This window comes from Brevibacterium sp. Mu109, from assembly GCF_900169375.1.
GTDB classification, from domain to species: Bacteria; Actinomycetota; Actinomycetes; order Actinomycetales; family Brevibacteriaceae; genus Brevibacterium; species Brevibacterium yomogidense_A.
Window position 1 is genome coordinate 44,191 of record NZ_FXZF01000001.1, and the last position, 25,127, is coordinate 69,317.

The following is a 25,127-nucleotide window of genomic DNA, read 5'->3' on the forward strand; positions in this document are numbered from 1 at the left end:
GTCACCTCCTGAGGATGAGGCTCATCGCCTCGGAACGGGATGCTGCATTGCGCAGCTGGCCGCGCACCGCCGACGTGATCGTCGAGGAGCCCGGCTTCTTCACGCCGCGCATCGACATGCACAGGTGCTCCGCCTCGACGACGACGATCGCGCCGCGCGGCTGCAGGTGAGTGACGAGCGCGTCCGCGATCTGCGTGGTGAGTCGCTCCTGCACCTGGGGACGGCGCGCGAAGACTTCGACGAGGCGTGCGAGCTTCGACAGGCCCGTCACCCGACCCTCGGGGCCGGGGATGTAGCCGATGTGCGCCGCTCCGTGGAACGGCACCAGGTGATGCTCGCACGTCGAGTACAGAGCGATGTCCCGCACGAGGACCATCTCGTCGAACCCGATGTCGAACTGGACTCCCAGGATGTCCGCGGCGTCCTGGGAGAGCCCTGCGAAGGACTCCTCGTAGGCCCGCGCGACACGGGCCGGGGTGTTGACGAGCCCGTCACGGTCGGGATCCTCGCCCACGGCCAGGAGGATCTCCCGGACTGCGGCCTCGATGCGTGCATGATCCACGGTCATCGCGGGGGCTCCTGTCCGTCTGCACCCGGGAATCCGGTCGGGCCCGTCTCTCCACCCGGTACAGCGCCTCCCGCGGGCCCGGTGTCTCCAGTCGGCCCGACCTCTCCGACCTCTCCGATCGGTCCGATCTGTCCAGTCGGCCCGGCTCCTCCGGCGTCTCCACCGTCTCCATCCCCATCGCCGTTCTCCACGCGGGGTGCGGGCGGGTCGATCGGGGGACGGTCGGAGACCGGGCGGTCGCGGCTGGCGAGCCAGACGGTGCGGCGGTCCCGCTTCACGACGTCATGGAAGAGCTCTGCGAGCTGGTGCTCGTCGAGCGTCTCCTTCTCGAGCAGGTCGTATGCGAGGCGGTCGAGGACGTCGCGGTTCTCGTTGAGCGCCCAGTACGCGTCCGCATGGGCCGCGTCGACGAGTGCGCGCACCTCGGCATCGATCGTCGCGAGGGTGGCGTCTGAGAACGACTTGTCCGAACCCCCCATGCTGCGTCCCGCGAACGGCTCCGACGATCCGTCGCCCAGCTTCACCATGCCGGCACGATCGCTCATGCCGTACTCGGTCACCATCTTGCGGGCGATGTCCGTGGCCTTCTCGATGTCGTTCGCCGCACCGGTGGTCGGGTCGTGGAAGACGATCTCCTCCGCGACGCGGCCGCCCATCGCATATGCCAGCTGGTCGAGCAGCTCGTTGCGGGTCGTCGAGTACTTGTCCTCGCTGGGCATCACCATCGTGTAGCCCAGCGCCCGTCCGCGCGGCAGGATCGTCACCTTCGTGACGGGGTCCGTGTCGTTCATCGCGGCGGCGACGAGTGCGTGTCCGCCCTCGTGGTAGGCGGTGACGCGACGCTCCTTGTCATTCATGAGGCGGGTGCGCTTCTGCGGTCCGGCGATCACGCGGTCGATCGCCTCGTCGACGATCGTGTTGTCGATGACGGACTTCTTCTCGCGCGCCGTGAGCAGTGCGGCTTCGTTGAGGACGTTCGCGAGGTCGGCACCGCTGAAGCCGGGGGTGCGCTTCGCGACCATGCCCAGATCGACGTCGGGGGCCAGGGGCTTGTCCTTCGCGTGGACGCCGAGGATCTGCTTGCGGCCCTTCATGTCCGGGGCCTCGACCTGGATCTGGCGGTCGAAGCGTCCCGGGCGCAGCAGGGCCGGGTCGAGGACGTCCGGGCGGTTCGTCGCGGCGATGAGGATGACGTTGGTCGAGGCTTCGAACCCGTCCATCTCGACGAGCATCTGGTTGAGCGTCTGCTCGCGCTCGTCGTTCCCGCCGCCCATGCCGGCGCCGCGCTGACGGCCGACCGCGTCGATCTCGTCGACGAAGATGATGCAGGGCGAGTTCTCCTTCGCCTGCGTGAACAGGTCGCGGACGCGCGATGCGCCGACGCCCACGTACATCTCGACGAAGTCCGAACCGGAGATCGAGTAGAACGGCACCCCGGCCTCGCCGGCGACTGCGCGGGCCAGCAGGGTCTTGCCCGTGCCGGGCGGTCCGTAGAGGAGCACGCCCTTGGGGATCTTCGCCCCCACGGCCTGGAACTTGTCCGGCTCCGCGAGGAACTCCTTGATCTCCTCGAGCTCTTCAAGGGCCTCGTCGACACCCGCGACGTTCTCGAACGTGACGTCCGGGTTCTCCTTGTTGACCAGCTTCGCCTTCGACTTGCCGAAGTTCATGAAGCGGCTGCCGCCGCCTCCCAGCTGCGACAGGAGGAACCAGAAGACGATGAAGATGATGACGAACGGCAGGAGGTTCAGCAGCAGTGTGCTGATCCACGACTGCTGCGGCACCTCGTCGGTGTATCCGCCGTCGGGGGCCGCGCTCGTCACGGCCTCGATGATCTCTTCGCCGCGCGGCTCGATGTAGAAGAACTGGACCTTGTTGCCGTAGTCCTTGCCCGCGAACTCGTATTCGTCGGCGAGCACCAGGTCGACCCGCTGATCGTTGTCGACGATCTTCGCCTGCTCGACCTTCCCCTCGTCGAGGAGCGTGAGGCCCTGTTCGGTGTCCACGCGCTGGAAGCCCGTGCCGCCTGACAGCAGGAGGCCGACGGTGATGAAGGCGAGGACCAGCAGCACCCAGATGAAGGGACCTCGGCGGGCCTTCTTGACGGGGGTGCTGCGATCGGGGGTTTCTGCCATGGGTCCTCTCAGGAGCGTCTACGGCGGCCAGGCGGCGGATGCGGCCCGGTCAGGGTACCGCCTCCGTCTGCAGGGAGACTGCGTCAGCTGTACACGTGCGGGGCCAGCGTCGCGACGAACGGGACGTTGCGGTACTTCTCCGCGAAGTCGAGACCGTATCCGATCACGAACTCGTTGGGCACGTCGAAGCCCACGTACTTCACGTCGATGTCGACCTTGGCAGCTTCCGGCTTGCGCAGCATCGTGCAGATCTCCACCGATGAGGCACCGCGCGACTTCAGGTTGGTGAGCAGCCACGACAGTGTGAGACCGGAGTCGATGATGTCCTCGACGATGAGGACGTGCTGGTCCTTGAGGTCCGTGTCGAGGTCCTTGAGGATGCGCACCACGCCGGATGACTTCGTGCCGGAGCCGTACGAGGAGACGGCCATCCAGTCCATCCGCACGGGTGAGTGCAGTGCGCGTGCGAGGTCCGCCATCACCATGACGGCGCCCTTGAGCACACCCACGAGGAGCAGCTCACGGTCCTTGTAATCACGATCGATCTCCGCCGCCATCTCCGTCAGGCGGTGCTGGATCTGTGCTTCCGTCGCGTGGATCGTCGTGATGTCCTCGCCAAGGTCCTGCTCGTCCACCTGTAGCTCCTCGTTCGCAGTCGTGAGACTCAGGCCGGGTCGGCCTGCACAGTCGTCGTATGTGCCAACCACTCTAGCGGTCGGCGCGGAGGCTGATCGTCCGGCGTGAACTCCCATGTCCGGCATCGACTATCGTTCGGTCCGAACCCCGCGCCCCCGAACGAGGACACGAGTGTGACCACCCCCACAGACCGCCGCTCACTGGCGCAGCTGCCACTCGATCTGGGCAGAGGCTTCCTCATCGGCCTCACCGAACTCGTGCCGGGCGTCTCCGGTTCGACGATCGCCCTGATCGTCGGCATCTACACGGCGCTCATCCGCTCGGCCGGCCACGTGGTCGGCGCCGCCAAGCACCTGGTGCGCGGCCGCGGCTGGAGCTCTGCGCGGAGCGAGCTCGGGCAGGTCGACTGGCGCATCATCATCCCCGTGCTCGTCGGCATGGCCGCGGCCGTGCTGCTCCTGGCCGGGCCGATCAACCACCTCGTCGAATCGTTCCCGCTGAGCTCCCTGGGGCTCTTCTTCGGCATCGTCGTCGTGGGCATCGCGGCACCGCTGCGGATGGTGCGCTGGACCTCCCGACCGCGCCTCGTCCACTACGCGCTGTTCCTCGCGGGCTTCGTCGCGGCGTTCCTCCTGACGGGGCTGGTCGCCGACGGAGACCAGGAATCGCCGTCCATGATCATCGTCTTCCTCGCCGCCGCCGTCGCGATCTGCGCGCTCGTCGTCCCGGGCGTCTCCGGGTCGTTCCTCCTGCTGGCGATGGGCCTCTACGCCCCCACGCTGCAGGCGGTGAGCGATCTGGACCTCATGTACATCGGCGTCTTCGGACTCGGCGCGGTGGTCGGGCTGGCGAGCATCGTCCAGGGGCTGCTCACCGCGCTGGAGAAGTTCCCGCACCTCACCGTGGTGCTCATGGCCGGTCTCATGGCGGGATCCCTGCGGGCGCTGTGGCCCTGGAAGCCGGCCGACGGGCCGTTCTCGTCGGGCGATGTCGTCGCCCCCATCCTCTTCATGGTGGCGGGCGCGGTGTTCGTCCTCGTGCTCATGCTGCTCGATCGCCGAGCCTCCGAAGCACCGCTGGCTCAGGGCCGGCCCTGATCCTCGCGGCCGGATCCCACGTGGAGGATCCGGTCGCCGGTCCGGCGCACCACGCCGCCTCCCGGAACGGATGCCTCCCGCTTGACCGCGCCCGAGGCCGCCGCCACCTCCCGCACGTCCCGCACGTGGTCTGCGGTGAGGTCGCCCGCGGCCACGCCGCGGTCCACCAGCCAGAGGCGCAGGATCCGGCTGGTCACCGCCGGGCCGAAGGCGGCGAGGTCCCGGACCGCCAGCGAGGCCGGAGCAGCTGTGTCGTCGTGCACGGGAACGTTGCCCTGCAGTGAGACGTCTCCGTCTTGCGGGGCCCTCCCCTGCACTGACGCGTTCTCCTGTGCGGAGGTGAGGAGGTCTGCCCAGGCGGCCGCGGCCTCAGCGTCCAGGTGGTCGGCGTCCTCCCGCAGGAGGTCGGCTGTGCGCGCGAGCCCGGCGCGCGGGTCCTGCCCCAGCGAATCGCGCAGCAACTCGAGAGTCCGGCGGGCGCGCACCCGGGTGAAGCGCGTGTCGTCATTCATCGGGTCGTCCCACACCTCAAGGTCCTGCGCCGCGCAGCTCTGCCGGGTCTCGTCTCGCGTCACGCCGAGCAGTGGACGCACGATCTCGATCAGCCCGTTCGCGGTGTCGAACCGTGTGCGGGGGGCCATCCCGGACAGGGACCTCGCGCCCGATCCCCGCAGCAGTCCCAGGAGGACCGTCTCCGCCTGATCGTCGCGCGTGTGGCCCGTGAGGATCTGCGGGATCACACCATGCGCAGGCGGAGCGCTGTGCGCGATCCCGGCCAGAGCCGCGTACCGGCCGCTGCGAGCCGCCGCCTCGAGTCCGCCGGAGTGGTGCGGATCGACCTCCGTCGTCACGCTGGTGACCGGCAGTCCCAGCGCCTCCACCCGTTCGACCACCTGCGCCGCCACCTGCGCGGATGCCGGCTGCAGCCCGTGGTCGACCGTGCACGCGAGGAAGAGCCCCTCACCCCGCCTGTGCAGGAATGCGGCGGCTGCGGCGAGCGCCAGCGAATCGGCACCGCCGGACACGGCGACGATGACAGGGGTGGTGTCCTGTGGCCTGCAGTGAGCGCGCAGTGCGTTCCGGATCCGAGCGGTCGCAGGATCGAGCCGCGGCCGCCGGCCCGTCATGGGCGGGCCGCCTCCACGGGGGCGGCCGCTGCCTCATCCGGGTCGGCAGACTCGTGCTCATCCGACGTCTGCGCACCTGCCTCATGCGCAGGTGGCTGATGCGCACTCGACTCCTGTGCGCCAGACTCCTGTGAGCCGTGCACACGTGCGACCCAGTCGTCAGGACGGGCGATCTCTGCGACGGTCGGCAGCATGTCGGGTGAGGTGAAGACCGCGGCGAGGCCCTCGTGTCCGACCCTGCGCACGACTGAGCGGACGAACACGGCGCCTTCGCGGTACTGCTGCAGCTTCGAGTCCATCCCGAGCAGCCGGCCGATGGAGCCGCCGGGCCCGATCCCGTCTTCCCGACGTGCTTCGAAGCGCTGCCGGATCCGGGCCAGGTCGGGGATCACCGACGGGCCGACGGCGTCCATCACGACGTCCGCGTGCCCTTCGAGGAGGCTCATCAGTGCCATGACCTGGTCGAGGACCGCCTTCTTCTCCGGTCCTGTCACGACGTCGACGAGCTGGGTCTCACCGCGCACGATCTCCGGAATGCTGCGAATGAGCGGCTTCAGGCCGGTGAGCCCGGAGAGGGCGGGGTCGTCGCCCAGCAGCTCGGAGACCAGTGAGCTGAGGTGGTCGCGGAGCCAGGGCGCTGCGGCGAACTGGACGCGGTGGGTGGATTCGTGCAGCGCGACCCAGAGCCGGAAATCACGCGGGGTGACGCTCATCGTCGCCTCGATCTGCGCGATCGAGGGTGCAACGAGCAGGAGCCGCCCCGCTCCGGCGGGGTGCGGCCCGCCGCCGAAGGGATCGAACTGCCCCAGCACCCGTGTCGAGAGGACGGAGAGGACTGCCGCCATCTCGAGTGTGTTCGGGACCCGTCCGGCCTCCATCGCGGCGCGGACGTCGTCCGGCAACGCCGTGCCCACCATCGCGGTGAGCGACTGCCCCGTCGCCTTCGCCCAGCCCAGTCGGTCGACGATCAGGACACTGCCGGCGGCGGCCCGTGCGCGGGCCGCGTCTGCCTCCCCTGCCTCCAGCCGCATGACGTTCAGGACGAGATCGATCGACGTGTCCGCTGCGTCCCGCAGCTGGTCGACGACCTCTGCGGTCTCCTTCTGCGGGAGGCGCGGACCGCCGGGGACCAGCTCCCGCACCGAACGCTCCAGAAGGGTGAGGTCCAGGATGTTCGCGCTGGATCTGTCTGGGCCGGATCCGTCTGGGCTGGATCCGCCTGAGCTGTGTTGGTCCGTGCCGTGTCCGTCCATGCAACCATCCTGCCCCATGCACGGACTGCGCCGCGGACGGACACACAGGTTCACTGCAACCGCACACGCGAGACCGACGTCCCGCTCACCCGCAGCCGCACTCCGCGATGCGTGCGAGTGCCGTGTCGAAGGCGAGGCGGGCCTCGTCGGAGGTGCCCCGATCCATCTCGTCGGCCATCATCGAGAACACGAGCAGTCGGTCGTCCGCCGTCACCACGGTCCCGGACAGCGAGCTCACGGTGGCCAGCGATCCGGTCTTCGCGTGGACGACGCCCGCGCCGGACTCGGTCTCGTCGCTCGTGTAGCGCGGTGCGAGCGTGCCGGAGAACGCGGCCACCGGCATCGCCGGGACGAGCATCGACAGGTCCCCCTCCGCCTGGGCGGATGCCTCGATGATCGTCGTGAGGTCGCCCGCGGAGATCCGATTCCCGTAGTCCAGGCCCGACGTGTCCTGCAGTGCGATCGAGCCGGTGTCCAGGTCCTGGGAGGCGAGGGCGTCGATGACGGCGGACGGGGCCTCGGCGGCGGTGGCCTCCCGATCGGTCGCGAGGGCGACCTCGCGACCCAGCACCTCAGCGACGACGTTGTCGCTGTGGACGAGCATGAACTCCACGAGCTGAGACACCGGAGCGGATTCGACGGCTGCGAGCTCGCTCGCACCGGACGGTGCGGCGGACGGCTCCGCGACCACGACCTCGAGGCCCGCGTCGGCTCCCGCGTCGGCCAGCGCCGAGGCGAACGAGTCGGTCGCCACCGCCGCGGCATCCTCGTGACGAGACGAGTACCGCTCGTTCGGCTCGCTGTAGCCGGACTCCTGCATGAGCGGGACGATGGGGGTGATGTAACCGCTCTCGATGTCCGGTCTCTCCCACCCCGCGTGCCACCCGTCACCCGAGTACCTGCTGAGATCCGCGGAGACCGTCACCTGCGTGATGCCCGATTCCGTCAGCGCCGCCGCAGTGTCCTGGGCCAGCGTCGTCAGCCCGGCGCGCCCCATGACGGCGTCCGGGTCGTTCTCGCCGGGCCCGAGCAGGACATCGCCGCCGCCCACGAGGTGGACGGTCGCCGGACCGGTGGAATCTGCGCCGGGATCTGCTCCAGTACCGGAATCTGCACCAGTATCTGCGCCGGCCTCTGCCTCCGCAGGCGGTGCATCCACCAGGGCACGGGTCGTGAAGCGCCTGTCCGCGCCGAGTGCGCCGAGGGCCGCGGCGCCGGTGAGGACCTTGGTCACCGATGCGGGCGTGTGGGCGGTCTGCTCGTCGCGGGCGAGCAGGACGTCGCCGGTGAGGGCGTCCCGGATGTCATAGCTCCAGCGGCCGGAGAGCTCGGCGTCCTCGAAGATCGGCTCGACGATCTCGTCGAGACCGGACGGGATCGGCGCGTCTGCGGGCAGGGGTGCTGCGGCGGCCTCTGCTTCGGGATCGATCGCACCGGGGCTCGGCAGCGCGTCCACCTCGATCTGCGGCGCAGTCGTGAACGGCCCCGGCACGATGTCCGCCGCGTCCAGCGCGACGAACGCCGCCACCAGCACCGCGGCGCCGCCCGACACCCACCACGCGGTGCGCGGCCGACGACGTCCGGCCGCGCGCGGTCGACGGCCATCAGTGGTGTGGGACACTCGGCCTCCTGCGCGCGGGACTGGATTCGCTCACTATGCTAGGTGAGACTTCCCGGAGCGCGGGGAGCGCTCCCATCCGCACGGCCGCGCGCCGTTCCGCAGTCAGTCGGCTGTGGTGCGGGCTGGGCCACTGACAGTCAGTCATCTGTAAGGAGACCACATGGAACTTCTCGCCACCATCGAAATCCCGGCGGGCTCCCGCAACAAGTACGAGGTCGATCACGAGACCGGTCGGCTGAAGCTGGACCGCTACCTCTACACGTCGATGCAGTACCCCACGGACTACGGGTATTTCGAGGACACGCTGGGCGAGGACGGCGATCCGCTGGACGTGCTCGTGCTGCTCCACGAGTCTGTGTTCCCCGGGTGCCTGGTCGACGCCCGCCCGATCGGCGTCTTCAAGATGGAGGACGAGGCCGGTGGCGATGACAAGGTGCTGGCGGTCCTGGGCGGCGATCACCGCTTCGACCACATCCAGGACGTCGAGGACATCCCCGCGTACCGCCTCGAGGAGATCGCCCACTTCTTCACCCGCTACAAGGACCTCGAGAAGGGCAAGTTCGTGAAGGGCTCCGAATGGGCCGGCAAGGATGAGGCCGAGCGCATCGTCACCGAATCGATCGAGCGCTTCAAGGCCGAGGGCCACTCGGACGCGTAAGAGGGTCACTCGGACACGCAGTACGAGCGCGAAGGTGCTCAGAGCCGTGCCGAACCGCCTGTCTTCACACCGGACCTCTCACGGGCCGATCGCACCGCTCACCGCAGCGTGTCCGGTCAGCCCGTGAGGGGTCCGATGTGTGTGGTGGAGGGGCCGATCCGCACGGGGCACAGCCGTCACCAGCGCTTCTCGTGAGAGTTAGGGTGACCTCACTGCCCCCGTCGCGGCTAATGTGACACTCTGCACATATGCATCTCGACCACGTCTCCTTCGCCGCTGAACCCGACGGTCTCGAGGCCACCGCCGGGCGCCTCGCCGATGCACTGGGCATCGAGTCATACAACGGCGGGGTCCACCCCCGCTTCGGCACTCGCAACCTCGTCTTCCCGCTGGAGAGCGGCCACTATCTGGAGGTCGTCGAACCTCTCGAGCACCCTGCCACCCTCTCCACTCCGTTCGGTCAGGCCGTCCGCGCACGCTCCGAGATGGGCGGCGGATGGATGGGCTGGGTCATCCGAGTCGATGATCTGGCACCCGTGGAGGCTCGGCTGGAGCGCGCTGCGGTCGACGGCAATCGGACGCCCCCGGGACACGACGAGGTCGTGTGGAAGCAGATCGGCATCAAGGGCCTCATCGCTGATCCGCAGCTGCCCTACTTCATCCGCTGGGACTCCCCCGCCGCACAGCACCCCGCCGCGCTGGGGCCGCGCAACGACGTCTCCATCGCGGAGCTGTCGATCGCCGGCGACCGCGACCGGGTCCGCGATTGGCTGGGCACGGACGACAAGAAGCCGATCTCCGAGATCAGCATCGACTGGGTCGCACCCCACGGGGCGCCAGGCATCCAGTCCGTGACCTTCACCACGCCGCACGGCCTCGTCACGATCTGAGGGGCGGACCCTGCACCCGCACGGCACCCCCGCGTCCATGACAGCACCGCCCCGGTCGTCTGCCACCGAGGCGACGGTTGCCCCGCGCCTCCTGTTCTTCAGCGGTGTGGGGCTCTCGATCGCGTTCACCTTCGTGTTCGTCCTCATCGTCGACGCGTTCTACTCCGCCTCGTCCTCGACCCTGCAGACCGCGGGTCTCCAGGTCGGCCTGGTCTCCACGCTCGAGCGCCTCATCACGACGGGCCTCATGGTCGCAGGGATCCTCCTCTACCGCACCGCACCGATGGGACGGCGACTGATCGCCATGGGAGTCATCGTGGCGGCCCCGGTCCTATCGTTGGCGCTGAGCACCCTCCAGGGATTCCTGTCGTCTGCTCTGGGGATGACACCGGGTCCTGCGTTCTCCGCGGTGATGCTCCTGACATCCGGGGCGACCATGTTCGCGCATGCGGCGTTCCTGCTGACAGCCTGGAACATCGTCGCGGGGCGGGCCCTGTCGGTGCACATCGTCGCAGTGAGCGGGGCCGTGGTGCTCACGCTCGTGCGCGTCGTCCTGCAGGCCGTGGCTCTGGGCGCACCGGGGTCCGGCACGGCCACCGCGGGGCTCACGTGGGTGTCGTCCGGGCTCCTGCTCGTCGGCATGGCCCTGCTCTTCTTCGTGAGCTGGAAGCGCCGCCACGCCGTCCGATGACAGCGCACTCACCTGCTCAGGTCTGCTCAAGCCAGGGGATCGACCAGGTGGAGGATCCCGGGAGCCAGGAACCCGACCACATCGATGATGATGTGCGCCCACACGAACGGCATGACCGCCGATCCGGGACCCGTGACGCGTGACGTGCAGGAATCCACGCCGGAGTCCGCCCCTCGACGCGTGACAGACCCTGAGACGAGGACCCGGGCCGACCCGCGCGCACTCTGAGCGCTGCGGCGCGACACAGGCGTGCCCTCCCAGCGGAGCGCGCACCATCCGAAGATCAGCCCCATCGCGACGTTCCCGATGAAGGGGCCCACCCCCTGGTACAGGTGGTAGCTGCCGCGCAGGATCGCGAGGGCGACGATCACGGTCCACGGCGACCAGCCCAGCGCGTGCAGGCGGATCCGGAAGTACCCCATGAGGAGCACTTCCTCGAGGAGCCCGTTCTTCACGGCAGCCAGGACGAGCACCGGCACCGTCCACCAGTGGTCGGCGAGGTTGTCCGTGTTGATCTGAGCGGTGAGCCCCAGCCCGCGGCCGGCCGCGTAGATGCCGAGCGTCCCCACCCCGATCACGAGGAACAGCAGGCTCCCGCGCCCGACGTCCCGCCAGGCTGCACGTCCTCCGGCGACTCCCAGCCGCCGCAGGACCGGCGGAATACTGGCGCCGCCGCTCAGCACGCGGTCGCGGCTCAGCAGCAGGAGCACCAGCGCGACGGGGACGAGCGCGAATCCGATCCCCAGCAGCTGGTAGGTGAGGTCGAACCACGGTCGCTCGTTCGTGGACGTGTTGAGGTTCGCCTGCGCCTCGGACAACGGTGCGCGGGACAGGAGGTCGAGCAGCCGGACGATGGCGTAGACGCCCGACTGCGCCAGGCTCAGGCCCGCGACCACGAGGGCCTCGGCGACCACCTGCCTCTTCGTGAGGGACGGGGTGCTCGCCGAGGCGCCGGTGAGGTTCTGCTCGGTCAGTGCTCTCCGCCTTCACGGCCCGGATCTGAGACCCCGCCCGTTCCGGTGCCGGTACCAGCGTCTGTTCCGCTGCCGTCGTCGGTGCCCGCGGCCTCGGGAGCGGTGGTCTCTGCACCCGCAACCACGGGAGCAGAAGTCTCCGCGTCCGCCGGCGCAGCAGTCGCTGCCCGGTCGCGGGTGAGGTCGCGGATCTTCTGCTTCTCCTGGCGACGCTCCTTGGCGCCCTCGACCAGGGAGTAGAGGACCGGGACCAGGATGAGCGTCAGGATCGTGGACGAGATCAGGCCGCCGATCACCACGATCGCGAGCGACTTCGACACGAAGATCCCGCCGCCCGTCAGGCCCAGAGCCATCGGGATGAGGGCGAAGATCGTCGCGGCCGCCGTCATGAGGATCGGGCGGTAGCGGAGACGCGCACCCTGCACGATCGCGGTGCGCAGGTCCGCGCCGCGCTCACGGAACTGATTGATGAGGTCGATGAGCACGATCGCGTTGGTCACGACGACGCCGATGAGCATGAGCATGCCGATGAGCGCGGTGAGGCCCAGCGCGGTGTCCGTGAGCAGCAGCAGACCGATGGAACCGGTCGCGGCGAAGGGGATCGACACCAGCAGGATGAACGGCTGGATGAGCGATCGGAACGTCGCGACCATGATGACGAACACCAGCAGGATCGCGACGAGCATCGCGAGGCCCATCTGTGCGAATGCCTCGTCCTGCTCTGCCGATGCGCCGCCGATGTCCGCGCGGACGCCGTCGGGGAAGGTGTGCTCGTCGATAGCCGTCTGCACGTTCGCGCTCACCGTGCCCAGGTCGTCGCCCTCAGGCGTCGCGGACACGGTGACCGAGCGCAGGCCGTCGACACGGCTGATGGTCGGCGCGGTCGTCTCCTCCGTCACGTCGGCGACATCACTGAGCTCGATCGTCTCGGGCTCCGGGGCCGCTGGGGCCGGGGCCGCGCCCTCAGGCATGCCCGGCATTCCCCCTTCACCGGGAGCCTGCTCCCCACCGGGGGTCTGGCCCGCGCCCGGAGCCTGGCCCCCACCCGAGTCCGCAGCGCCGCTGGAGATCGGAGTGGCCTCGAACTCGAAGCTGCGGAGTTCGTCGACGGTCTCGATGTCGCCCTGGAAGAGCAGAACACTGCGTCCCACATCGTCGATGACGAGCTGGCCGAGCTGCTGACCGCCCATGGCGCGCGACACGATCTGGCCGATGCTCTGCTCTGTGAGGCCGTACTCTGCGGCTTCCTCGTGGTCGATCGCGACCTCGACGATCGGCTGGACCGCGACCGTGTCGTCGGTGGTGGACTGGATCCCGTCAACGTCGGCCAACACATCGCTGACCTCCGTCGCCGCGTCCTCCAGCTGTCCGGTGTCGTTTCCGGTGAGGCGGACGTCGATGGTCGAGCTGCCGCCCATGGAGGCTGCGGAGAGCACCTCGATCGTGCCGACCCCGTCGAGTTCCTCGATCTCGGACTGGAGGGCGGAGCCGACGGCTTCCGCGTCTGCTCCCTCCTCCAGGTTCACGATGTACTGGCCGGAGATCCCGCCGCTCGAGCCCATCGAGAACCCGTCGCCGCCGCCGCTGACGCTCACGAGCGACGAGGCGACCTCGTCGGTGTCGGCGAGGATCTCCTCGACCTCGCGGGCCTGCTCGGATGCTTCGTCGAGGTCCGAGCCCGCTTCGAACTCCTGGGAGATCTGGACGACCGGCTCACCGGTGTCACCCATGAGCTCGGTCTTCAGCAGGGGCGTCATCGCGAGGGTTCCCGCGAAGACGAGCACCGCGACGAGGAGGACGGCGACAGGGTGGCGGACCGTCCAGTTGACGACGGGCACGTAGGTCTTCTGGAGCCGGGTGACGGGCTGGCGCATCGCGGCCATCTCGTCGATCGCCACGGGTTCGGTGTGCTCGGTCTCTCCGTAGCTACCGACGATCGGAAGCTCCGACGTGGAGCGGCGTCCGGACGGGTTCGAGGCGTCGATCGGACGCTTCGCAGCCTCCTTGCGCTCCGTCCGCCACTGCTTGACGAACTGGCGGCGATCCGCCTTCCACGCGCGCTTCTGGTCGCGTGTCAGCTTCGCCTCCTTCCCTCGGCGGGAGAGGAACCAGTAGGCGAGGACGGGCACGATCGTCAGGGCGACGAACAGGGACGCGATCAGGGCGAGGGACGCCGTCAGTGCGAACGGCCGGAACAGCTCGCCGGTCTGTCCGCCCACGAACGCGACGGGCAGGAACACCGCCACGGTCACGAGCGTGGAGGCGGTGATCGCTGTGGCGACCTCACCGACTGCGGCACGGATGTTCTCCGCCTTGTCGCCGCCCAGGGCGTGCCGTCTTCGGATGGCTTCGACGACGACGATGGAGTCGTCGACGACGCGGCCGATGCTGATGGTGAGCGCCGCCAGCGTCAGCATGTTGAGGGTGTATCCGGACACCCACAGACCGATGAGGGTGATGAGGAGTGAGGCCGGGATCGAGATGGCCGTGATGATCGTCGCCCGCACACTCAGCAGGAAGACGAGGATGACCAGGACGGCGAAGACCAGACCCAGGAGGCCCTCGACGAGGAGGTCCTCGATCGACTGCTCAATGAAGGGGGCTTGGTCGAAGAGGGTGACGAACTCGACGTCGTCGCCCAACGTCTCCTGAATGCCGCCGAGGGCCTCCTCCACTCCGTGTGAGACCTCGACGGTATTGCCGTCCGGGGTCTTCATGACCTGGAGCATGAGCGAGTCGTCGCCGTTGGTGCGCGAGATCGACGAGGCGGGTGCCTCGACGAGTTCGACGTCTGCCACGTCGCTGACGGGCGCGGGCCCGTCCGAGCCGCCGACGACGAGGTCTCTGATCTGGTCGACTGAGGTGAGGCGGCTGCCGACCTCAACGGGGGCGGCGCCCTCGTCGGACTCGAGCTGGCCGGGCGAGGAGGGGACGCCGTTGGCCTGCAGCAGACCGGCGAGCGAGTCGACGCTCACGCCCTCATCCTCGAGGTCGTCCTCACGGACCGTGATGTTGACCTGCAGCGGCCTGTCGCCGGTGACGGTGGCGCTGCGCACTCCTTCGATGTCGTTGAGCTCGGGGATCGCGATGTCTTCGAGGTCGGATGCGAGCTGGTTGACGTCTTCCGGCCCGCTCACGGAGAGCATGACGATCGGGAAGTCGGCGAGGCCGCCGGCCATGACGGACGGTTCGACTCCGTCCGGCATCTGCGCCTCGACCTGAGACACGGCGCGCTGCAGGGAGCGGACCACGTCATCGGAGTCCGTGCCGTAGTCGGTCTCGACGATGACCTGGGAGGATCCGGAAGACGACGTCGACTGGATGCTCTCGACTTCTTCGACGCCGGTGAGGGCTTCTTCGAGGGGCGCGGTGACCTCGCGTTCAACGGCTTCCGGGGACGCACCTTCGTACTGGGCGGAGACGAATGCCTGGGGCAGTTCGACTGGCGGGAACAGCTCCTGCTTGAGCGCCGAGGTGCCGATGATGCCGAAGACGGCCGCGTAGATGGTGACGAGTGCGATGAGGGCGCGATTGCGCAGGCTCAGGCGGGTGAGAGAAAGCACGGAGGTCCTTGCCAGAAGAAGATGCGACGGGTTCGATTCTACGGTGCTCGCGACGGTGGCGAAGTGGGGCTATCCGCCGTTCACGCGGGATGTCCCGAACGTCTTCACCGGCGGCAGTGCGCTCGAGGCTCAGTCGCGTGTGGGACCAGCCTGATTTCTCTGCGGTTCTCAGGCGTCGGGGCCCACCCCTGCCCTGGACGTCAGAACGGGGGTGGAACCTCACCGGGCACGTCGGGCCCACCGGACGTCTCAGATTCCTCCGGTGCTTGAACCGTGGTGAACAAGTCCGGGCCCTCGCAGTCCTCCCCCACCGGTGCCCGATCCAACCACTCCGCCCGCGCCACCAACACCTCCGGATCAGGAGGATCCAACCCCGCCGCCAACGGCGGCGGAGACGTCGACGCGGTCTGCCCCATCGGCAGCACCCACGCCACCTCATTCCTGCCCAGACGCTGCAACCGGATGACGCCCTGAGTCTTCAACTCATGATGGTGCTTACACATCGCATGCAGGTTCTCCATCACCGTCAACCCACCCGAAGCAGGATCAATCTTCGAGAACCTGCAGCAATGCTCGATCTCACACCACCCCGCCGGATAACTGCAGCCAGGAACCGTACACGTACGCCACTTCGCACGCACCGTCCGCCGCATCGCAGCCGTCGGCTCATACGTCTGCGCCACATGATCCGTCACAATGCTCGTCGCCGGATCCGTCAACACCCGAAACCACGACGCCGCATGCCCCGCCGCATCCCTGCAGAACTCCGCAGAAACCGGCACATCCCCATTCACCCGCCCCGGCCGCTCATCCAACGACAACACCGTCGAAACCGGCACCGTGATCGTCACCTGCGCCTGCTTCCGCAACCAATCCCCATCCGTGGGACACAGAACATCGATGAACGAGCCCTCAGGAAGATCAGACCCGGCTCCGGAGGCACCGGCAGGATCGACGGTGTCGCCAGCGACGACGCCGGGCTCATCAGCCAACGCGGCCTCCACGATCGCTTCGGCAGCCTTCCGCCGCGACTCCGCACCGGTCTTCGGGCCGACACGGACCTGCGTCTGCGGACGAGCACCGGCGATCAGGTCGAACATCAGCTCCGCGACTCGACGATCATCCAGAAGCCTGCCTGCCAGGTCCTTCGCGTCCAGGTCCTGTCCGTCCTTCACCAGACCCAGCGCACCGATCTCCTGCCGACGGATCGCCCGCGCCATTGCACGCAGCCGTTGGAACAGCGCCTCGATCACACCGATCGGACCGATCATCTCCAACACCGCCGTGTCATCATCACGCCGATCAATCCGCACACACCGCTTCTTCCGCGCCGCATCAGGATCAGCAGCCACAGGATCCAGGATGCGAATGCGCATCCTGGCCTGCTTCTCGAACTGATCCAACGACAACCCCGCATCCAATTCGTCGAGGAACCCGTCTAACGCCTGTATCTCTGACAGGGGAAGGAGGGCGTCATCGATGCGGAAATGCAGACGCTCCACCCGCTCCACCGACAGCCGGCCCGCTACGACGGAGGACAGCAGGTTGTGCAGACCGATGAACTCCACAACCGCCCGAGCCGAGACTCTCCGTGCCGTCTCCAGCTTGGTACGCAGCTTCGCCGCGACCACGATCATGTCCTCACTGACAAACAGCTCACGCGCACGCGTCGAGATCCGCGGATCCTCATACGAACCAGCAGCAAACGCAGAACCGGCAGGAGGGTCTTCAGGAGCCTGGGCTTGTGTCGCAGTGTTCTCTGGCTGGCGTGGTTCCGGGGCGGTGAGGAACCTCTCCAGCTCCCCCTCCCCACCCTTCCGATTCAGCACACGATTCAGAAGAAACGCCGCAAGCTGGGCAGACTCCACAGCCCGCAACCGTCCCACGACCTCGGCGGTTCCCGACCACTCACCCAGCAGACCAACAGACGAGACCTCAGCCTCGGGGTCCTCAACGACCTCGGGGTCCTCAACGACCTCGGGGTCCTCAGCGGCCTCGGCGACGGTGTCCGCCGCTTGCTGGGAGCCGAACGACCACGACAACGGGCCCGCGACCCCGAACTCGCCCGAGGCCACCCTCCCGATCGCGGCGCGCACATCAGCCACCGTCAACAGCCGGACGGAACCACCCTCGGGCTCGCCGCGAAGACGACCACGCGCCAGATCCTCCGTCATCGCCCCTCGCCTCCCCCTCGAAGCCTCAACCACCCGGCAGAACAACCCGCCCAGAACACACGCGGTAAACACAGCCACCGTGCGATCCTTCATCTCACCGTTCACGGTGAGTGACAGACCATCCTCATTGACGTTCTACACACTATTCGAATGCACGGACATAACTCTGCGCCCCGGCGTTCCGCCGTCAACAGTGCAGGTGAGACGGCTGCGCGACCACAGATGAAAGACGGCCGTTCGGCCCCAGGGGACGACGGGATCGCTCCGGCGCACGTGTCCGGCGCGTATGGGTGACAACCGCGGCCGGCCCTGACTCCTAGAGCGACGGACGTCCCGACATGCTGCCGCTCGCAGCCCGCGTCCTCTCCGCACCGATGTCATCTCGGCGGAACCAGACGACGACCAGAGACGAGGCGGCCAGCAGGACCAGGCCGACCAGGCCCGCACCCATCCACAGAGCCGCACCCGTCATCAACGGGGGCGAGTCGAGGACGACGACCGCCAGGTACCCGCCCAGCACGATCATGCCGAGGTACGGCAGGAGGCACACGAGCGCGGCCTTCCAGCCGCACGTGATCATCGGCAGCACGATCGCGGTGAACATCGCGTTCAGGAACAGGGCGACGCCTGCTGCGATGAGGAATGCCACCGGATCCGACCAGACCTCGGCGAGCACTGTGAAGGACTTCAGATCGGGTCCGATCAGCAGCGGCCACACGAGCATCGCGACGAGCTGGACGAGTGTCACGAGAACCACAGCGATCAGCAGGAAGGGCACCAGTCCCGATCGGCGGAATCCGAGGTCGGGCCGTGGTCGCTTCATCTGGAGGAAGACCCACATCAGTGCGATGACCATGACGACGACCTGGGCCCAGCTGTGCGCGTCTTCGACCGGCTCCAAGTTGTTGTAGTGGAGCACCCGCCACCGCACGAGGAGGATCGTCGAACCGAAGAACACCTGCGCGAACACGGCGAGCCCCACGGACCTGAGCAGGTCCCGGCCGAATGAGGGAACCTCCGCCTCCTTCTGCGCCCGCGCGGCTGCGCGCTGCTGCCGTGCCGCCTCTTCGCGGCGCTGCTCGTCTGAGGGCTGCGGCTCGCTCGGGGGCGGGACGCGCTGAAGTCCCCCGGAGAGCGGCTGCTCAGCAGGCGGCGACCCAGGACGCGGGGGCACTGCACCCGGCCTCCCAGGAGACGGCGGCACAGCACCCGGCCTTCCTGACGGCGGACCCACAGGACGTGGCGGCACGACAGGCCGCGACCCAGCAGACCGCATCCCAGCAGGTGGCCTCCCAACAGGTCGCTGCGGTGCCGACCACCCATCTGCCCGTCCCTGCCACCCATGCGGCGGCTGGCCGCGATCGGACGCATCGCGCTGCTCGGGAGTCCACTCGTTCATGACTCCATCGTGCCGCATGCCGGTCGCACCCCCTCGACTCCAGATGTTGCGATCCCGTCACCGCTCGCAGCATCCCCAGCGGGCTAGGCCGGACCTCACCGTCCGGTCGGCGACGCCTCCGCCTGCCTGCTCGGCAGCGTCTCCCTGCCCTGCAGCCAGATCAACAGCGCGACGATGACGATGAGGCCGGTCACGAGGAACGCCCAGTCGTAGCCGAACGCATCGACGAGCATGCCGGAGACCACGGGGCCCGCGATCGCACCCACGTCGATCGACATCTGGAACCGCGACAGCACGGTTCCCCCGCGCCGATCGTTGCCGATCACGTCACCCACCGTTGCCTGCACCGACGGGTTCACGAGCCCAGCGCCCAGACCCGCGATCAGGGTCAGCGCGAAGAACACCCACACGATGCTGGAGAAGCCCACCGCGATCGTCGCCGTGCCCAGCAGAGCGAGGCCCACGAGGATGAAGGGCCTCCGCCCCCACGTATCGGTCAGGCGACCGGCCACCGCGACGGACACGGCCATCCCTGCGGCGAACACCGTCAGCGCGATGCCTGCGACGCGCTCGTCCGCTCCCAGCACCGCGACGACGAAGAGCGGGTACAGCGCGATCCGCGCGCCCATCGCCGCCCAGCCCACGGCAACTCCCGAGCCCAGCGAGGCACGGTACGCGGAGTCCTGCCATGCGTCCCGGAACCGCATCCGCGGCATACCGTCGACTGACGTCGTCTCACTCACCTCGGGCGTGGGCTCGGAATCAGCTCCCACCGCCGAGGTACCGGTCACAGCGGTCGTCTCACTCACCTCGGGAGCGGATTCACCGTCGTCTCCCACCGCCGAGGTGCCAGTCGCCGATCGAGGCTCGCCCGCCTCGGGCGCGGGCTCGGCTTCGGTCGGCTCGGCGACGGGGCGGTCCAGCTGCGGCTTCCGCTCGAGACGGAACCACACGACCGCGGCGGCCAGCAGCAGGCCCGTCGCGTAGATGACGAAGGGGATGCGCATCCCCAGCCCCGCGAGCATGCCGCCGACGACAGGGCCCAGGATGTTTCCGAAGAGGAAGCTGGAGGCATACGCCCCGGTGGCCTTCCCGCGGGCCTTCGGCGGTGCTATGCGGATGATCAGCGCCATCGCGGACACGGTGAACATCGTCGAGCCGATGCCGCCCAGACCGCGGAACAGCAGCAGCTGCCAGTACGTCGTGGCCGCCGCGACCGCATAGGTTGATGCCGCGACGATGAGGAGTCCGACGACGTACACGCGCCGCTCCCCCAGCTTGTCCACGAGCCTGCCGCCCATCGGGGCGAAGACCAGCCGGAAGAACGCGAAGGAGCTCACGACGATGCTGGCGGCGGTGACGCCCAGGTCGAAGCTCGCCGCGAACTGCGGGAGGATCGGCGCGATGATGCCGAAGCCGATCGCCACGATGAACGCGGCGGAGACGAGCACCCAGATGTCGGTCGGCAGCGGAGGGGCAGCAGTCTCCGAACGATTCCTCATCGGGGCATCGGGCTGTCTGTCATCCGCGAACGGTCTGTCATCTGCGACCCGTCCGCCGTCTGCGACCGGGCAGCCATCCGTGACGTCGTGCCGTCTGCGGGCGGCAGCGAACCGAGGAACGCCGTCGGATCCGGGACCGGACGCGAGGACGTCGCCGACCTGCGCGCGAACGACGGGTCGACGTCGCCCACGTACAGCCAGCCCATGAGCCGCTCATCGTCCGCGACGCCGTGGAGCTCGCGGACCGGCTGCGCGTTCGTGTGCACGCCCGACCGCCACATGACGCCCCAGCCTGCTTCGGACAGCGCCAGCGACAGGAGGTGGCCCGCTCCAGCGGCCGTGGCCACCTGCTCCCAGTGCGGCACCTTCGGGTGGTCGACCTGCGAGGCGATGATCGCGACCAGGAGCTCCGCGCGCAGCGGCTTGAGGTTGGATTCCCCGGGCGCGCGCTGGGTGCCGGCGGCCGCGTCGAGCGCCGTGCCCAGCCGCACGCGATCATCGCCGCGCAGGGTGAGGAGGCGCCAGGGACGCAGCGCGTCGTGGTCGGCGACCGTCACGACGGAGCGCAGGAGTGTCAGGAGCTCACGATCGTCAGGCGCCTTCGACCCGACCTTCGCGACGGACCGGCGGCGCGCCATCGCGGCGAGCACAGGGGTCCGGTAGGCGGAAGCGCCCGGCGAATTGACGACGGTGCGGCGGACAGACGGAGCCGAGCCCCCGGCCGAGTACGGCTCCCCGACCGCACCCGAATCCCCCACGAGTTCGGTCACGCGACCCACTCGTGGAAGTGGGCACGGGCTGTGGCGAGCTTCGGTTCCACGATGAAGCGGCAGTATCCGTTGGTGGGATACTTCGAGTAGAAGTCCTGGTGGACGGTCTCCGCCTCCCAGAACGTGCCCAGTGGCTCGAGCGTCGTGACGACGGGTCGCTCGATCTGCGCCTGGACCTGCTCGATGATCTGCGCGAACCGGTTCTTCTCGTCCTCATCGCGGTAGAACATCGCGGACCGGTACTGCGTGCCCACGTCGTTGCCCTGCCGGTTGAGGCTCGTGGAGTCGTGGCCGGTGAAGAAGAGCCCGAGGATGATGTGCTCCGGGACGATCTCCGGATCGAACGTCACCTGGAGCGCTTCCGCGTGGCCGGTCGTCTCGGCACACACCTGCTCATAGGTGGGGTGGTCGACGTGACCGCCGGTGTATCCGCTCACGACCGAGGAGACTCCGTGCGTGCGCTGGTAGACGGCGTCGAGGCACCAGAAGCATCCGGCGCCCAGGGTAAGAGTCTGCATATCAGTGGAGACAGGATCGGGGCGCGTTTTATTCCAGCGGTGCTGCTCCGAGCAGTGCTGCTCCAAGCAGTGCAGCTCCAGTCCCACACGTCGCGCGACCTCACCCCGCGGCTTGCTACAGTGCACCCATGAAGCTTTGAGTGTCCTCCGACCCGCGTCCGCGGCCAGCTGCCCGGCGGGTTCCGCTTCATTCATGGGAACACTCGTGCCACATACATCCTCCCCCTCATCCCCCACGTCATCCTCGACCCCGGATTCGCATCTGCGGATCGACGGCGTCTCACTCTCCTTCGCCGACCGTCGCGTGCTCACCGACGTGTCCTTCGTCGTACCCGCAGGCGAGCGGGTGGGCCTCATCGGAGAGAACGGCTCCGGGAAGTCCACCCTGCTGCGCGTGATCGCAGGACTCCTGACACCGACCGCCGGCACCGTCACCGCCCGCTCTCCCGGCACCGACCAGCCCGTGATCGGACTCCTCCATCAGGAAGCACCCTTCACCGCAGAGTCCTCCATCGCTGAATCGCTGGAGACCGCGGTCGCTCCCGCACGGCGCGCCGCACAGGCCGTGAGCGACCTCGGCAGCACTCTGGCGCAGCACCCCGAGGACCAGCCGACGCTGGATGCCTTCTCCCGAGCCCTGGAGACGGCCGAGCGTCTGGGAGCGTGGGAGGCGGATGCCCGCGTCTCCACGATGATGTCCGGACTGGGACTGGGGGACCTCGACCGCACGCGTCCCACTGGTTCGCTCTCCGGTGGACAGAGGGCACGGCTGGCCCTGGCCTGGCTGCTCCTCAGCTCGCCGGACGTGCTGCTGCTCGACGAGCCGACGAACCACCTGGACGATGCGGCGACCGCCTACCTGGTCAGCGTGCTCACCGCATGGCGCGGCCCTCTGCTCATGGCCAGCCACGATCGGGCGTTCCTCGATGAGACGGCGACCTCCCTGCTCGACCTCGACCCATCGCCGATCCCGCACGCGGTCGCCGGGCCGCTCGTCCAGGACGGCACAGGCACCGGGATCGGAGTCACCTGCTTCACCGGCGCCTACAGCGACTACCTCACCGTGCGCAGGGAGGCCGAGCAGCGATGGGAGCGGCAGTACAGGGACGAGCAGGCAGCACTCTCGCGGCTGCGCGCCTCCGTCACGGATCAGCAGACGGTGGGGCACGCGGACTGGAAGCCGCGCACGGAGGTCCGCGGGGCACAGAAGTTCTATGCCGACCGGAATGCGAAGGTCGTCTCTCGCCGGGTCAATGACGCCCGAGCGCGCCTCGAGACTCGCGAGGCCGAACAGATCCGCAGGCCCCCGGCGCACCTGGAGTTCCGCGGCCTCACGGCCGCCGGTGACCTGCGGGTGAAGGGCCCGGTGGAACCGGTGCTCACCGTCACGGACGTCGCCGTCCGGGACCGGCTGGCTCCCCTCTCGCTGAGCATCAGCCGCGGTGAGAAGTGGCTCATCACCGGACCGAACGGCTCCGGGAAATCCACCCTCCTGCATGTCCTCGCAGGATGCCTGCCACCCACCACCGGCCAGGTCACACGGTCAGCGAACGACCGCGTGAAGGTCCTCGCACAGGACACCGAGCTCCCCGATCCCCGTGGCCGCGGCACCGGCCGCACAGTGAGTGAGGACTACACGGATATGATCGGCGCCGAGCTCGCCGGACACGTCCCCCTCAGCACGTTCGGTCTGCTCGCCGGTCGCGACCACCATCGACCAGTCGCCGAGCTGAGCGTGGGGCAGCAACGTCGCCTCGCCCTGGCCGTGCTGCTGGCCGATCCGCCCGAGGTCCTGCTGCTGGACGAGCCGACGAACCACTTCTCGCTGAACCTCGTCACCGCGCTCGAAGACGCGCTGGTGGAGTACCCCGGCACAGTCGTGATCACGTCCCACGACCGCTGGCTCCGCCGAGGCTGGAAGGGACGGCGCATCGATCTGAGCCCCGCCGCAGACAGTGTGTAGGTGCGCTGTGTAGGCGCGCTCGTGCAGGCTCGCTCAGAACACGCTCGTCGCCGGCACCTCGAACCCCAGTGCCGCTGCGGCCTCGCGGGTATCCGCCCGGCCCCACCAGCGCGCGACGGCGTCGTTGGTCGCCAGCGACCGCATCTGCGCCGCATCCAGGTAGAGCACGCCGTCGAGGTGGTCGGATTCGTGGGCGACGATCCGTGCCGGCCAGCCCGTCAGCTCCTCATCGATCGCAGCACCGCCGAGGTCCTGGCCGGTCAGCCCGATCGTCAGCGGCCGGTCGACGACCGCCTGGTACCCGGGTATCGACAGGCATCCCTCGAAGAACGAGGCCGTTCGGTCCGTCGTCGCCGAATACTCAGCGTTCAGCACGACCCGCGGCCCGAACGGCACACGGCGCCGGAGCGCCAGCCGGGCTGCGACTGATTCGTCGGGCTGGGTGGGGACCGGGTCCTCGGCGACGAACATCCGCAGGGGCACTCCCACCTGCGGAGCGGCCAGGCCGACGCCGGGGGCCGCGCGCATCGTGCGCTGCATCGCGTCGGCGAACGCGTTCAGCTCCGCGTCATCAAGCTGCCCGTCGACCGGAGCGCACGGCATGCGCAGGACGGGGTCGCCCGCCTCGACGATCGGCAGGAGGCCCTCCGCTGCATCCGCCGCCTCGAGCAGCCTGCGCACGTGGTCGCGGATCGCCGCATCACGGGTGTCGGTCGTGCTCATCGGTTCCGTCGATTCCGTCATGCACCTATTCTGTCCGCCCCTGCCGCCCTGTCCACCTGCGCGGCGCTGTCCACCTGTGCAGCGCTGTCCACCCCTGCCGCTCTGACCAGCCCTGTCGTGCCGTCCATCTGTGTCGTCCTGTGTCGATTCGTGTCCGCACGCCCGCGCGCGAGTCGCGCGGCTCCGTACCGTGCCCGCATGAGCGCACTCACGCAGACGACGACCACCCCGCTACGACCGCTGCGACCCCGCAACGGGGTCATCGTGGGTTCGACCCGGCCGGTGCGCATCGGCCGGCAGATTGCGGACGTGGTTGCTGACGTGGTCGCCGAGTCGGTCGCAGACGTGGTCGCCCACCACGCTCGTGAGGACGACCGCTCCCACGCCGTGCTCCTCGACCTGCGCGAGATCGCGCTGCCGTTCCTCGACGAGCCCACTCCCCCGTCCTCCGGCGAGCGCACTCTGCCCCATTCCCGCGCGTGGTCCGAGACCGTCTCCGGACTGGACGGGTGCATCTTCGTCACGTCCGAGTACAACGGGGGCTACCCCGCCCCGCTGAAGAACGCGATCGACTTCCTCAAGGAGGAGTGGGCCGGCCTGCCGAGCGCCATCGTGAGCTACGGCGGCGCCGGCGGGAAGAGCGCCGCGGCACAGCTGCGGACGGTCCTCACCCAGCTGCGGGTGGACCTCGCCGAGGTCGACCCTGCGATCCGCGTGCGCAGTCGCCACTACGGCGAGGACCGCACACTGCTGAACGCCGCCGAGGTCGTCGCCGGGTCCGCCGACAGCCTCCGAGCCGCTCTGGGCTGGGTCGTCGAGCGCGCAGGTGCGCGGGCGCAGCGACCAGCCGCCTGAGCCGGCTCAG

Annotated in this window: 20 protein-coding genes; 6 read left to right on the forward strand and 14 right to left on the reverse strand. The window is 68.8% G+C overall.

The annotated features are described in order from the left end of the window. Position 1 precedes the first annotated feature (1 nt). The 3 genes from folE to hpt form a co-directional block, all read right to left on the reverse strand. The gene (gene folE / locus BSP109_RS00220) at positions 2–568 is read right to left on the reverse strand and encodes a GTP cyclohydrolase I FolE (RefSeq protein WP_101598990.1); all 567 of its coding nucleotides are present in this window, start codon (positions 566–568) and stop codon (positions 2–4) included. Next, on the reverse strand, positions 565–2,703 hold the full coding sequence (gene ftsH / locus BSP109_RS00225) for an ATP-dependent zinc metalloprotease FtsH (RefSeq protein ID WP_087007462.1): 2,139 nt from the start codon (positions 2,701–2,703) through the stop codon (positions 565–567). Before ftsH ends, folE begins: the two co-directional genes overlap by 4 nt. Positions 2,704–2,786: 83 nt before the next feature. Then, a complete protein-coding gene (hpt, locus tag BSP109_RS00230; protein ID WP_101598991.1) occupies positions 2,787–3,338 on the reverse strand; it encodes a hypoxanthine phosphoribosyltransferase in 552 nt (183 codons plus the stop codon). A 174-nt stretch (positions 3,339–3,512) separates the two neighbouring features. Here hpt and BSP109_RS00235 point away from each other — a divergent pair, with 174 nt between their 5' ends. Then, complete coding sequence (locus tag BSP109_RS00235) at positions 3,513–4,436, forward strand: DUF368 domain-containing protein (RefSeq protein ID WP_101598992.1); 924 nt, start codon at positions 3,513–3,515, stop codon at positions 4,434–4,436. Here the strand turns inward: BSP109_RS00235 and tilS are convergent. From tilS to dacB, 3 genes are all read right to left on the reverse strand, one after another. Next, positions 4,421–5,563, reverse strand: a complete 1,143-nt coding sequence (tilS, locus tag BSP109_RS00240) for a tRNA lysidine(34) synthetase TilS (protein ID WP_101598993.1) — start codon at positions 5,561–5,563, stop codon at positions 4,421–4,423. The two genes, BSP109_RS00235 and tilS, sit on opposite strands and share 16 nt — an antisense overlap. After that, entirely contained in the window at positions 5,560–6,816 is a 1,257-nt protein-coding gene (locus BSP109_RS00245; protein ID WP_180959573.1) for a zinc-dependent metalloprotease, read from the reverse strand. The genes tilS and BSP109_RS00245 overlap by 4 nt, the downstream gene beginning before the upstream one ends. Positions 6,817–6,901: 85 nt before the next feature. Beyond that, positions 6,902–8,437 carry a D-alanyl-D-alanine carboxypeptidase/D-alanyl-D-alanine-endopeptidase gene (gene dacB / locus BSP109_RS00250; protein ID WP_257944489.1) on the reverse strand — a complete coding sequence of 512 codons (1,536 nt, stop codon included), beginning with the start codon at positions 8,435–8,437 and terminating at the stop codon, positions 6,902–6,904. 160 nt (positions 8,438–8,597) lie between these two features. On the opposite strand from dacB, the gene BSP109_RS00255 reads away from it, so the two are divergent. From BSP109_RS00255 to BSP109_RS00265, 3 genes are all read left to right on the forward strand, one after another. Next, a complete protein-coding gene (locus tag BSP109_RS00255; protein WP_087007452.1) occupies positions 8,598–9,095 on the forward strand; it encodes an inorganic diphosphatase in 498 nt (165 codons plus the stop codon). Between the two features lie 248 nt (positions 9,096–9,343). Next, positions 9,344–9,985: a VOC family protein gene (locus BSP109_RS00260; protein WP_087007450.1), complete on the forward strand. Its 642-nt coding sequence runs from the start codon at positions 9,344–9,346 to the stop codon at positions 9,983–9,985. Positions 9,986–10,022: 37 nt separating this feature from the next. Next, positions 10,023–10,676 carry a hypothetical protein gene (locus BSP109_RS00265; RefSeq protein WP_101598995.1) on the forward strand — a complete coding sequence of 218 codons (654 nt, stop codon included), beginning with the start codon at positions 10,023–10,025 and terminating at the stop codon, positions 10,674–10,676. 26 nt (positions 10,677–10,702) lie between these two features. Here the strand turns inward: BSP109_RS00265 and BSP109_RS00270 are convergent, their stop codons facing one another. From BSP109_RS00270 to msrA, 7 genes are all read right to left on the reverse strand, one after another. Continuing rightward, positions 10,703–11,590 carry a CPBP family intramembrane glutamic endopeptidase gene (locus tag BSP109_RS00270; protein WP_257944490.1) on the reverse strand — a complete coding sequence of 296 codons (888 nt, stop codon included), beginning with the start codon at positions 11,588–11,590 and terminating at the stop codon, positions 10,703–10,705. 56 nt (positions 11,591–11,646) lie between these two features. Next, positions 11,647–15,213, reverse strand: a complete 3,567-nt coding sequence (locus tag BSP109_RS00275; protein ID WP_101598997.1) for an efflux RND transporter permease subunit — start codon at positions 15,211–15,213, stop codon at positions 11,647–11,649. A gap of 200 nt (positions 15,214–15,413) precedes the next feature. Further along, positions 15,414–17,387, reverse strand: a complete 1,974-nt coding sequence (locus BSP109_RS00280) for an HNH endonuclease signature motif containing protein (RefSeq protein ID WP_146001064.1) — start codon at positions 17,385–17,387, stop codon at positions 15,414–15,416. Between the two features lie 316 nt (positions 17,388–17,703). Next, the gene (locus tag BSP109_RS00285) at positions 17,704–18,561 is read right to left on the reverse strand and encodes a hypothetical protein (protein WP_101598999.1); all 858 of its coding nucleotides are present in this window, start codon (positions 18,559–18,561) and stop codon (positions 17,704–17,706) included. Between the two features lie 320 nt (positions 18,562–18,881). Then, positions 18,882–20,288 (reverse strand): MFS transporter, encoded by a 1,407-nt coding sequence (locus BSP109_RS00290; protein WP_101599000.1) that lies wholly within the window; start codon positions 20,286–20,288, stop codon positions 18,882–18,884. Then, the gene (locus BSP109_RS00295) at positions 20,285–21,058 is read right to left on the reverse strand and encodes a nitroreductase family protein (RefSeq protein WP_257944491.1); all 774 of its coding nucleotides are present in this window, start codon (positions 21,056–21,058) and stop codon (positions 20,285–20,287) included. The genes BSP109_RS00290 and BSP109_RS00295 overlap by 4 nt, the downstream gene beginning before the upstream one ends. Beyond that, positions 21,055–21,576, reverse strand: a complete 522-nt coding sequence (gene msrA / locus BSP109_RS00300; protein ID WP_101599001.1) for a peptide-methionine (S)-S-oxide reductase MsrA — start codon at positions 21,574–21,576, stop codon at positions 21,055–21,057. Before msrA ends, BSP109_RS00295 begins: the two co-directional genes overlap by 4 nt. Before the next feature lie 205 nt (positions 21,577–21,781). Between msrA and BSP109_RS00305 the strand changes: the two genes are divergently transcribed. Continuing rightward, positions 21,782–23,539, forward strand: a complete 1,758-nt coding sequence (locus BSP109_RS00305) for an ABC-F family ATP-binding cassette domain-containing protein (RefSeq protein WP_257944492.1) — start codon at positions 21,782–21,784, stop codon at positions 23,537–23,539. Between the two features lie 33 nt (positions 23,540–23,572). Here the strand turns inward: BSP109_RS00305 and BSP109_RS00310 are convergent, their stop codons facing one another. Further along, complete coding sequence (locus tag BSP109_RS00310; RefSeq protein ID WP_101599003.1) at positions 23,573–24,283, reverse strand: peptide deformylase; 711 nt, start codon at positions 24,281–24,283, stop codon at positions 23,573–23,575. 177 nt (positions 24,284–24,460) lie between these two features. Here BSP109_RS00310 and BSP109_RS00315 point away from each other — a divergent pair, with 177 nt between their 5' ends. Continuing rightward, a complete protein-coding gene (locus BSP109_RS00315; RefSeq protein WP_101599004.1) occupies positions 24,461–25,117 on the forward strand; it encodes an NADPH-dependent FMN reductase in 657 nt (218 codons plus the stop codon). The last annotated feature ends 10 nt before the right edge of the window (positions 25,118–25,127 follow it).